This is a genomic window from Clostridium celatum DSM 1785 (genome assembly GCF_000320405.1).
In the GTDB taxonomy this organism is placed as follows: Bacteria; Bacillota; Clostridia; order Clostridiales; family Clostridiaceae; genus Clostridium; species Clostridium celatum.
In genome coordinates, this window is record NZ_KB291667.1 from 1 (window position 1) to 12,094 (window position 12,094).

Annotated in this window: 8 protein-coding genes, 1 tRNA gene and 1 pseudogene; 7 read left to right on the forward strand and 3 right to left on the reverse strand. The window is 28.7% G+C overall.

What is annotated here, in order from left to right; translation table 11 throughout:
* Positions 1-258: 258 nt before the first annotated feature.
* Positions 259-1,140, reverse strand: coding sequence for an AraC family transcriptional regulator (locus HMPREF0216_RS12010; protein ID WP_005214648.1), 882 nt, complete (start codon positions 1,138-1,140; stop codon positions 259-261).
* 196 nt (positions 1,141-1,336) lie between these two features.
* On the opposite strand from HMPREF0216_RS12010, the pseudogene gnpA reads away from it, so the two are divergent.
* The 7 genes and pseudogenes from gnpA (at position 1,337) to HMPREF0216_RS12045 (ending at position 10,725) form a co-directional block, all read left to right on the forward strand.
* Positions 1,337-3,496 (forward strand): annotated as a pseudogene (gene gnpA, locus HMPREF0216_RS12015) (1,3-beta-galactosyl-N-acetylhexosamine phosphorylase).
* 147 nt (positions 3,497-3,643) lie between these two features.
* The gene (locus HMPREF0216_RS12020; RefSeq protein ID WP_005214652.1) at positions 3,644-4,579 is read left to right on the forward strand and encodes a nucleotidyltransferase family protein; all 936 of its coding nucleotides are present in this window, start codon (positions 3,644-3,646) and stop codon (positions 4,577-4,579) included.
* Entirely contained in the window at positions 4,561-5,673 is a 1,113-nt protein-coding gene (locus HMPREF0216_RS12025) for a phosphotransferase enzyme family protein (RefSeq protein ID WP_040419834.1), read from the forward strand. The genes HMPREF0216_RS12020 and HMPREF0216_RS12025 overlap by 19 nt, the downstream gene beginning before the upstream one ends.
* A gap of 298 nt (positions 5,674-5,971) precedes the next feature.
* A complete protein-coding gene (locus HMPREF0216_RS12030) occupies positions 5,972-7,255 on the forward strand; it encodes an ABC transporter substrate-binding protein (protein ID WP_005214654.1) in 1,284 nt (427 codons plus the stop codon).
* 344 nt (positions 7,256-7,599) lie between these two features.
* A complete protein-coding gene (locus HMPREF0216_RS12035; RefSeq protein ID WP_341349494.1) occupies positions 7,600-8,253 on the forward strand; it encodes a carbohydrate ABC transporter permease in 654 nt (217 codons plus the stop codon).
* Positions 8,254-8,323: 70 nt separating this feature from the next.
* Entirely contained in the window at positions 8,324-9,145 is an 822-nt protein-coding gene (locus HMPREF0216_RS12040; protein ID WP_005214656.1) for a carbohydrate ABC transporter permease, read from the forward strand.
* A 128-nt stretch (positions 9,146-9,273) separates the two neighbouring features.
* The gene (locus tag HMPREF0216_RS12045) at positions 9,274-10,725 is read left to right on the forward strand and encodes an arylsulfatase (RefSeq protein ID WP_005214657.1); all 1,452 of its coding nucleotides are present in this window, start codon (positions 9,274-9,276) and stop codon (positions 10,723-10,725) included.
* A gap of 197 nt (positions 10,726-10,922) precedes the next feature.
* Here HMPREF0216_RS12045 and HMPREF0216_RS12050 read toward each other — a convergent pair.
* Both HMPREF0216_RS12050 and greA read right to left on the reverse strand, forming a co-directional pair.
* Positions 10,923-10,999, reverse strand: a tRNA-Arg gene (locus HMPREF0216_RS12050).
* A gap of 42 nt (positions 11,000-11,041) precedes the next feature.
* Positions 11,042-11,524 carry a transcription elongation factor GreA gene (gene greA, locus HMPREF0216_RS12055; protein WP_005214659.1) on the reverse strand — a complete coding sequence of 161 codons (483 nt, stop codon included), beginning with the start codon at positions 11,522-11,524 and terminating at the stop codon, positions 11,042-11,044.
* Positions 11,525-12,094: the final 570 nt, after the last annotated feature.

Consider the following 12,094-nt stretch of genomic DNA (forward strand, 5'->3'; position numbering starts at 1 on the left):
GGTGGGTTCGATTCCCACTACCCGCTCCATAAAAAAAGACAACTTTTTAAGTTGTCTTTTTTATTTTTAATATAAAAAATAAAAATTATAATAAATAGAAATTTTAAATTAATATAAAAAAGTATTTTAAAAATAAAAAAAGCTTGTACTATGTGAGATAGTGCAAGCTTTAAATTTTAAATTAAATATCTTTAATAAATATTATTTATTATTCATATAATTTATTAATAGCTAAATAGTAACATAATTTATTAATAGTTAAATAGTAACTTTTAATTTAGATGTATTATTTAATTTAAAAGTTTTAGGGGATGTACCAGTTACCTTTTTGAACATTTGACTGAAGTATGAAGGATTAGAGAAACCTACAATGGTAGATATGTCTCTAACAGAATAATTAGTTGTAGTTAATAAATTTTTTGATTCATTAATCCGCTTGTTTATTAAATAATTGATAGGGGAAATACCCATTTGTTTTGTAAATAGATGTACTAAATGAAATTTATTAATATAAGTTAAGTTAGATAAAATATCTAATGTTATATTTTCCGAATAATGAGAGTCTATATAATTTTTTATTTTAATACACTCTATGTTAAGCTTTTCAGAAGTATCTGTAATAAGTAGAGTTGATTTTGAATTTCTAGAAATGTAAATAATAAATAATGTTAATATGCTTTTACATACCAACTCATAATTTTCTTCTTTGCTTTCAACTTCTCTCATAAGTCTATTTAAGTAATATAAAATTTCATTTTTATTATGATTAAAATTTAAAATTTTATAAAATGTTAAGTTTATTACTTCATCTTTTAGCTCTGTTATCCCCCTATTTGCTAAAGATAAATTATTAATACCAAAAACTATATATTCTAAAGCTTCATCATTGTCAAATGATGATTTTTCAGTATGAGGACAGTTTGGATTAATTATAATTAAATCTCCTTCTTTAACGGAAACAACTTTATCGTCTATTTCCATAAGTCCTTTTCCTTTAGTAATGAAAAATATTTCAGTGAATGGATGCACATGTGCTGTGCTATGCCAATCTTTACCATAAATAGATTTGCTAATGTAAAGTAGTTCAAAATTTATGTTGTAAATATTTCTCTCATTTACTATGTACCTAGTATTACTCATAAAACACCTCTTTTTACCCTTTTAATTAATTATAACATTAAAACCAAAAAAATAAAATAATGTAAGTATTTTGATTATATTGTTATCATACGCAATATAACTAAAAAAGTAAGCAATAATTTAATTGTGTAAAGGATTAGATATTTGTAAAATATGATTAAAGAGGGCAATAAGAAACAAAACAGGAGGATTTATTATGAGTAAGGGTAGAGTTACAATACCAACAGATGATAATTTTTTAAAAGAAACAATGGAGATAGCAGAGAAATGGGGAGCTGATGGAATAAGAGATTGTGATGGATTTAAGCTTCCAAGAGAAATTAAGGGGATGGCTGAAAGAATTTATTCTACTTATTTTGTTGCACGTGGTGATAATGCGTGGGCTGAGGCTAATAAAGAAGAATTACAGCAAACTTATTTAATGACAAAGCATCATGTCGCTGTTGAAGATAAATTAACAATAAAAATAATGGATGGCTACTTTGCTGAGCAAGTTAGACCAGATACATACCATGATATAAAAACATGGTGGGAGGTAATAGATAGAACAACTGATGAAGTTATTGATACAGATAAATGGACATACAATGAAGAAACAGAAGAAGTAACTATAAATGATGTTTGTAAGTGGCATGAATATACAGTAACTTTTTTAGCTTATTGTATTTGGGATCCAACTCAAATGTATAATCATATTACAAATAATTGGGGGGATAAGCCTCATGAAATGCCTTTTGATGCAAGAAAGCCAAAAACTAATGAGTATATATTTAAGGCAATGCATAACTGGCTTGATGAACATCCAGAAGCAAATGTAATTAGATTTACAACATTCTTCTATCACTTTACATTAGTATTTAATGATTTAGCTAAAGAAAAGTTTGTAGATTGGTTCGGATATAGTTCAAGTGTAAGTCCAGAAGCTTTAGAAGCATTTAGAGAAGAAAAAGGATATTCATTAAGACCAGAACATATTGTTGATCAAGGGTACTATAACTCAACATTTAGAGTGCCATCAAGAGAATATATGGATTATATAGATTTCCAACAAAAATTTGTAGCTGAAAATGTTAAGAAACTTGTAGATATAGTTCATCAAGAAGGAAGAGAAGCTATGATGTTCCTAGGTGATAACTGGATAGGAACTGAACCATATGGAAAATATTTTGAATCAATAGGATTAGATGGTGTTGTTGGATCTGTTGGTGGTGGAGCAACACTTAGAATGATTTCAGATATACCAGGTGTTAAATATACAGAAGGTAGATTCTTACCATATTTCTTCCCAGATACTTTCTATGAAGGAAATGATCCAACTATTGAAGCTATAGAAAATTGGGTAACAGCTAGAAGAGCTATTATGAGAAAACCAGTAGATAGAATAGGATATGGTGGATATTTATCATTAGCTTATAAGTTCCCTAAATTTGTTGAATGTATTGAAGGCGTATGTAATGAATTTAGAGAAATTTATGATAACATAGCAGGAAATAAACCATATTGTGGATTAAAGGTAGCGGTATTAAACTGTTGGGGAAAATTAAGAACATGGCAAACACATATGGTTGCACATGCTTTATGGTATAAAAAGATATACACTTACTTAGGAATTATAGAGTCTTTAAGTGGAATGAGTGTTGATGTTGAATTTATAAGCTTTGATGATATTAAAGAAAATTGAATTCCAAGTGATATAGATGTAATCATTAATGCAGGAGATGCAGGTACAGCATTCAGTGGTGGAGAAAAATGGTTAGATAAAGAAATAATCACTACTTTAAGAGAATGGATTTATAATGGTGGTGGATTTGTAGGTGTTGGTGAACCATCTGCAGCACTTGATGGAGGACATTTCTTCCAATTAGCTGAAGCTTTAGGAGTAGATAAAGAATTAGGATTCTCATTAAGCACAGATAAATACTTTAAAACAGAATTGGACAAACATTTCATTACAGAAGATGTAGTAGAAGAATTAAACTTTGGAGAAGGACAAAAAGATGTCTATGCTAAGAGCAAAGATACAGAAATAATTTGCTATAGAGATGGTGATTTATTAATGTCTTCTAATGATTATGGTAAAGGAAGAGCTGTTTATATTGCTGGATTACCATATTCAATCCAAAATACTCGTATTCTTATGAGAAGTTTATTCTATGCAGCACATAAAGAACACGAAATGAAGAAATGGTATGCAGATAATATTTATTGTGAAGTATCAGCATACTTAGAAAGCAAGAAGTATGCAGTAATAAATAACTCACATGAAACTCAAGTTACTAATGTATATGATGGTGATGGAAATGTAACAACAATGGAATTAAAACCAGGAGAAATTAAGTGGGGTTACATCAACTAAAATTTAATAATTAGTAAATAGATTTTTAAATAAAAAGATTAAAATATTAAAATTGGCAGATAGTAAATTAATATGTTTATAACTTATAATATTTTACTATCTGCCATTTAATAGCTAAGTTAGTAACTAAAATTGGAGGTTATATAGATGAAACCAGTATTAGTAATAATGGCAGCAGGGTTGGGAAGTAGATATGGTGGATTAAAGCAAATGGATAAAATAGGTCCTAATGGAGAAAGAATATTAGAGTTATCTACTTATGATGCAATAAAAGCAGGATTCGAAAAAATAGTTTTTATATTAAGAGAAGAAATAAAAACAGAGTTTAAAGAATTAATTGGCAATAAGTTAGAAAAGTATGCAGATATACAGTATGTCATTCAAGATAAGAATATTTTACCGGAAGGCTATAGTGTACCAGTGGGCAGAAATAAACCATGGGGAACAGGACATGCAGTATTATGTGCTAAAAATGTAGTTAAAGGTCCATTTGTAGTAATAAATGCAGATGATTTCTATGGAAGGGAAGCATTTAAAAATATATATAACTTTTTAATTAAAAATAATGATGAAAATCAATATGGAATGATTGGATATACATTAGCAAATACTTTGTCGGAGTATGGACATGTGGCAAGAGGTATTTGTGAAGTTGAAAATGAATATTTCAAAGAAGTAGTTGAAAGAACTAAGATAATTAAAAAAGGAGAAGCTGCATTCTATACAGAAGATGAAGTTAACTGGATAGAATTAAATTATAATAGTACGGTTTCTATGAATATGTGGGCATTTAATAAAAATGTATTTGAAGAAATTGAAAGTGGATTTAGGAGATTTTTAGATACCGAGGTGAAAATAGATCCATTAAAGAGTGAATATTATATTCCTTCGATTGTAAATTCGCTTTTAAAAAACAATAGAATAACTGTTAAGGTTATACCTTCACAAGATAAGTGGTATGGAGTTACTTATCAAGAGGATAAACATATAGTTAGGTCAGCCATAGAGAAATTAATAAAAGATGGTATTTATACAACTAATATATGGAAGGAAATTAAACCAAAATGTACAATGAATATTTAAATTTAACAAGAGAAGCTTTAGATGCTATTGACTTTGAAGGTAAAATTTCAGAGGTTAAGTTATTTGGTGGTGGAATTATAAATGATACATTTCTAGTAGAGAGTAAATTAAATGATGGTAATGAAGAAAAATTTATTCTTCAAAGAATTAATCATTCAATATTCAAAGAAGTAGATAAGCTTATGGAGAATTATTGTAATGTGTGTAATTACTTAAAAGAAATAGTAAAAGAAAATGGTGGAGATATAGAAAGAGAGACAGTAACAGTTATACCAACTAAAGAAGGCAAGAGTTATTTACAGGACTCAAAAGGGAATTATTGGAGAGCCACAAAGTTTATAGAGAATACAATAACCTATGAAACTATAGAGTCATCAGATGATTTTTATAAAACAGGCAAAGCCTTTGGTAAGTTTCAAAGTATGTTATCAAATTATGATGCAAAAAAATTATATGAATCTATTCCTAATTTTCATAATACAAAAGAAAGATTTAAAACTTTTTTAATAGCTATAGAAAATGATAAAGCTGGAAGAGTTGAGGAAGTTAAAGAGGAAATAGAGTTTATTCTTTCTAGAGAAAAAGATACTACAGTTTTGATAGACATGTTAGAAAGTGAACAATTACCGCTTAGGGTAACTCATAATGATACAAAACTTAATAATATTCTTATAGATAAGGAAAGTAAAGAAGGTATTTGTGTTATTGATTTAGACACGATAATGCCAGGTTTATCATTATATGATTTTGGAGATGCAATAAGAACTGGCTCTACTTATGCTAAAGAAGATGAAGTGAATTTAGATAAAGTATATATTGATTTAAAACTTTTTGAATCATTCACTAAGGGGTTTTTAGAGGGTACTAATTCTACTTTAACAGAGAATGAAGTTAAAATGTTGCCGATGGGTGCAAAGGTAATAACATTAGAACAAGGCATTAGGTTTTTAACAGATTACTTAAACGGAGATATTTATTATAAAACAAGCTATGAAAATCAAAATTTAGATAGAACAAGAACACAACTTAAATTAGTAAAAGATATGGAATCTAAATGGAGTGAATTAAATAAAATTATAGAAAGATATATGTAGAACCTAAATTAAAAGATAGAAATAAGTAAGGTTAATAAGAATAGTTAAAAAGTTTTAATATTACAATTAAAAAGATAATAAATTTAAATTAAAAAAATTACAAAAATACAATGTTATAACATAAATTGGTGAATCACAATGGCGATTCACAAAAAATATAATAAAATTAAGAACAAACGCAACATAACTAAAATAAAAGACAATATATAAATTGATTTTATATACCAAAAGAAGGTATATTATATATATAGCAAGTGAATATTTTGCTTAAATTGGGTAAAAAAGGGGAGAATTTTTTATGAAAACAAAAAAGATTTTAGGGATTTTATTAGCAGCATCAATGTCAGTTTCTTTAGTTGCATGTGGCTCAAATAATGATAATGCTTCAAATGAAGACGATAATAAAAGTGTAGCTGTAGATAGTGAAGCAAAAGGGGAAATTACTTATTGGTCAATGTGGAGCAATACAGAACCACAAGCTAAAGTAATTCAAGAAGCAATTGATGCTTATACAGAAGAAACAGGGATTAAAGTTAATGTAGAATGGAAAGGTCGTGATCTTGGAACAGTTCTTCAAGCAGCTCTTGAGGCCGGGGAAGAAATCGATTTCTTTGATTGGGATTACCAAAAAATAGCATATGAATATAAAGATAAAGTAATGAGTTTAGAAGATATGGCAGAGACTGCTGGGTATAATGATTATGCAGCACCAGTTTTCCCAAATGCAGTTAGAAAATGGGCTGGAGATTTAATAGCTATACCATATCAACCATATACATCAGGAATTTACTATAATAAAGCTATGTTCGAAGAAGCTGGAATAACTGAAGATCCACAAACTTGGGATGAATTCTTAGCTGCTTGTGAAAAGTTAAAAGGAATAGGGGTTGCACCACTTGCACAAGATGATGCTTATGTAATGTATACATTTGGTTATCACTTAGCTCGTTATATTGGACAAGATGGAGTAACTGATGTTGTTACAAATGGAAACTGGGCTGAAAATGAAGCGGTACTAAAGGCTGCTCAAGATATAGTAGATTTAATTTCAAATGGATACTTATCTGAATATGCTCCAGGTGCATATCCAGAAGGAGAAAATGAAGTTGGTTATGAAGAAGCGGCAATGGTTGTAAATGCTTCTTGGGTGCCAGCTGAAATTACTAACAATACAAATTGTGATTTAGAATGGGGAATGTTTAACTATCCATCAGTTGACGGAGGAAAAGATCCAAATACTATAGCAAACGTTGGAGCACAAGGATTTGCAATTAATAAAAATAGTAAAAATGCTCAAGCTACATTTGATTTAATAATGAAGATAACTTCAGGTGAATTTGATCAAAAAATGGCTTTAGATTGTACAGGTATCCCATCAGATACAAGAAATACTGAATGGCCAGAAGATTTACAAGGAACAAAAGTGGCATTTGATGCTTTAACAGATGTTTATGATTGGAATATGGGATTAAATGAAAATCCAGATATTACAGAAACAATTCAAACAAATTGTTTACAATTATTTGAAGGAAAGCTTACTGCACAACAATTCGTAGATGCTATGGAAAAAGCAACAAATTAAATAATATAAAAGGAATATTGTAGAATTATGAGGGGATATTGTAGTTTGCAATAGTCCCCTTATTATATCTACTAATTTTGGGGGAGGACAGATATGAAAAAAAATAAAACTATGATTATTGCTTTTATCACACCAGCAATCCTTTCTTTTGCCATTATGTTTTTTTATATCCGGTTTTAAGAACAGTTTTTATTAGTTTTTTTTCAGTAGAGAGTGTAACAGCGCCTACTGATAAATGGGTTTCAGTTGGAATTGATAATTATATCAAAATATGGCAAAATAATGCGTTTAGAGTTTCGATGTTTAACATATTTAAGGTGTGGTTAATTGGAGGAGCAATAGTATTGTCAATTTCTTTACTATTTGCAGTAATATTAACTAGTGGTGTGCGTTTTAAGAGCTTTTGGCGTGCAGCTATATACTTACCAAACGTTATTAGTGCAGTTGCATTAGCAACTATGTGGTTACAATTTGTATTCCAACAAAAGTATGGATTAATAAATGGATTTTTTAAAGCAATAGGAGCAGAAAGTCTAGCAAAAATAAATTGGTTGTCTAGTGATATGAAATTCTGGGCTATGCTTATTGCATTCTGTTTTGGATCTGTTGGATATTATATGCTTATATTCTTAAGTGGTATTGAAAGAATTCCAGAAGAATATTATGAGGCGGCAACAATAGATGGAGCAAGCAAATGGAAACAATTCACTAATGTTACAATGCCTTTATTAAAGGGAGTATTTAAGACTAACTTAACTTTCTGGAGTATAAACACAGTTATGTTCTTTGTTTGGTCAAAAATGTTCTCGCCGTTAACAAGTGAAGAGTCAACTATAACACCTGTAGTATATATGTACAATACTGTGTTTGGTACAACTGGGGTTAGTAATCGTGATGCAGGAAAAGGGGCAGCAGTTGGTGTTACACTTGCAATTATAGTTGTATTAATATTTGTTGTTATGAACTTTATAATAAAAGATGAAGAGGTAGAGTATTAGAAGGAGGGATAAGCTATGGCTAAAAATAAAGAAAAAAAAAGTAAGAGAACCTTTTAACTTAAGAAAAGAAATGAAGCTTTTACCTGGATATTTAATACTAGCTCTTTGGGTTTTATTCACAGCATTAGTATTAGGATGGATTTTTGCAGCAAGTTTATCAACTTCACGTGAAATATTCAAAGGTGATGTATTAAAGTTTGCATCAGGTTTTCATTGGGAAAATTATGTTACTGCTTGGAAAACACAAAATGTTAGCGTTTTCTTTGCTAACTCATTATTATATGCTACTGTTTCATGTATAGGAATCATAGCTATTTCAGCACCAGCTGCATATGTTTTATCTCGTTATACATTCTTAGGTAATAAGACTATTAAAACTAGCTTTTTAGTAGGAATGAGTACACCAGTAATAATGATTATATTACCTTTATTTGCTTTAGCAACTAAAGTTCATTTAACAGGAAGTAGAACTTTACTTATAGTATTGTATATATGTTTAAATGTACCATTTACAACAACATTTTTATTAAACTTCTTTGGTACTTTAAGTAAGACTTATGAAGAAGCTGCAGCTATTGATGGTTGTAGTCCTATGAAAACTTTCTGGAAAATAATGCTTCCATTAGCTCAACCAGGGATAGTAACAGTAAGTATCTTTAACTTTTTAGCAGTTTGGAATGAATATTTTATTGCACTTATATTTGCAAATTCAGATAAAATGAAATCTGTTGGGGTTGGGTTATTCTCAATGGTTGCAGCACTTAAATCTGTTGGAGATTATGGAAGTCTTTTCGCTGCAGTTATTATAGTGTTCTTACCTACATTTATAATATACATTTTCTTATCAGAAAAGATAATCGCTGGTGTTACTGGTGGAGGAATAAAAGGATAAAGTATATAAATTAAATATAAGATTAGTAAGAGGTAGAGACATAAATGGCAAATTTTTAATTTGCCATTTGTTATTTTATTACGAAATAACAAATTAGATAAGTTTTTATATAAATGAGGTGAAAATAAATGAAGAATAAACCTAACATAATATTAATAATGACTGATCAAATGCGTGGAGATTGTATGGGCTTTGCAGGACATCCTGATATTAAAACACCATATTTAGATAGTCTAGCTTCAAAAGGAATATATTATCCAAATGCATACTCTTCATGCCCAACATGTGTACCAGCAAGATCAATATTACATACTGGTTTATCTCAAAGGCATACTGGAAGAGTAGGTTATGAAGATAGAGTTGATTGGAATTACGGATGCACTATGGCGGGGGAATTATCTAAAGCTGGATATTATACTCAAGCTGTAGGAAAAATGCATGTACATCCTTTACGTAATTATATTGGTTTTAATAATGTTCAATTACATGATGGATATTTACATGAATATAGATATCCAAATGTTGAATATAGCGAAAATCAATTAATTGCAGATGACTATTTTTATTGGTTAAAGGATACAAAGGGAATAAATGCAGATGTTATAAATACAGGATTAGATTGTAATGGATGGGTTGCTCGTCCGTGGATTTATGATGAAATGAGTCATCCAACAAATTGGGTTGTAACAGAAAGTATTGATTTTTTAAGAAGACGAGATCCTTGTAAACCATTCTTTTTAATGACTAGTTTTGTTAGACCACATGCACCATTTGATGCACCTAAATATTATTTTGATTTATACAAAAATAAAGATTTACGTGAGCCTGTTAAGGGTGATTGGAATGATGAAGAGTTAATAAAGAAAATTGGTTATAGATATAATGCAACAACAGGACCATTAGATAAAGAATTAGTAAAGGAAATGCAGATAGGATATTATGCTTGTATTACCCATATAGATCATCAGATTGGTAGGTTAATTCAAGCATTAGTTGAACATCAAGTTATGGATAATACTATAATTATATTTACTTCTGACCATGGAGAGATGCTTGGAGATCATAATTATATTCAAAAAGCAAGACCATATCAAGGAAGTATAAAAATACCTATGTTTATTTCAGGTAATGAAGAACTTTTAGGAAGAAAATATGGAGTAGATGAGAGCCTTGTAGAATTAAGGGATATTATGCCAACTTTTTTAGATATTGTAGGAGCAGATATTCCAAAACATTTAGATGGGAAAAGTATGTTAAAAGGAAATGATAGATATTACATTCATGGGGAACATTTATATGACTTTAAGCAAAAATCACATCAATTTATTGTAACTAAAGAAGATAAATATATATGGTTTTCGCAAACAGGAGAAGAACAATATTTTGATTTAATTAATGATCCCAATGAAGCACATAATTCTATAAATGATAAAAATAAACAAGAGCGTATTAGTGAGCTAAGAAATATACTTATTAAGGAATTAGAAAATTCAGAAGAGGGATACTCAGATGGGAAAAAATTGTTTGTTGGTTGCAAAACAAAGCCAAGTTTAAAAAATGCTATTTTAGCTAATTGTTAAAGTTATTATGCTAAATTCTCTCTTTTAAATAAATTAATAAATGAGAAGTGAGTTTATTATTTATACTCACTTCTCATTTATATATAGAAATAATAGAAGCATATTATACTTTAAGAAGTAAATTACTTAACAATAGATATAAAAAGTGTCAGCATTTTTAGATTTTATTAAAAATGCTGACACTTTTATGTGAGTAATGGCGCATCTAGAGGGACTCGAACCCCCGACGCCTGGATTCGAAGTCCAGCACTCTATCCAACTGAGCTATAGATGCAAGGATATATATATTAAGTATAGTATTTAAAAATATAAATTACTATATATTATTATTAAATATTTTTTTTACATTTAAAATCTCAACTGTGTAGGTTTCATTAGGAGATCTTACTAAAACTTTTTCTCCAATTCGTCGCTTAAATATCGCCTTTCCTAGGGGGGATTCTATACTGATTTTATTGTTTAATGGATCTGCTTCTATAGTGGTAACAATTAAAAATTCATCACAAGTATTATCTTCTAGAAATTTTATTACAACTTCTTTATTTAATCCAACTTCATCAGCTTTTGAATCATCTTTTATCAATATAGCAGTTTTAATCATTCTTTCTAAAAATCTAATTCGACTTTCATTTTTTGCTCTTTCTCTTTTGGCTACTCTATATTCAAAATTTTCGCTTAAGTCACCATGTGATTTAGCTTCTTTTAAATCATCATTTATCTCTTTCCTAATTACAACCTTTCTGTGTTCAATTTCATTTTTAAGAATATTAATAGCTTCTTCTGTTAAATAGTTATTCATTAATAGACCTCCTAAATTATCTTATATGTATATTTAAGTTAAATTAATGGATTATATTCTTAAAATTTGAAGCTATATTCATGATACAAGAAAGAATATATATTAAATTAATATTTTTATTATTAAAAATAAGTGTTTATTTATTATATTAGTTTCTTTTAGAAAATAGTATAAATTATAGGATAAAGTAAAAAAATATGATTTAGTTAGTGAATTTTTATAGTGAGTATCTATAAAACTTAATATAAAAATACTATAAATATATGTAAAACAACATACCCGAAACCACGTGTATCAATAATAGAAAAAAGAAGAAAAATGTCTAAAAATATTAGAAAAATAATAATAAATTAATTTAATGATTAATATATAATAGGTATATTTTAGAAGCTATGATAGAATAGTCATTGTCCTTGAGGGAAAACAGTAAACAACTCAAATGAGTTGAAAACTTGAAAAAAAGTTTTAAAAAAACTGTTGACAGACAAGAGACAAAGTGATAACATAAAGAAGTCGCTTGAGAGCGATTAACAAATGATCTTTGAAAATTGAACAGAATATAGTTGAAGT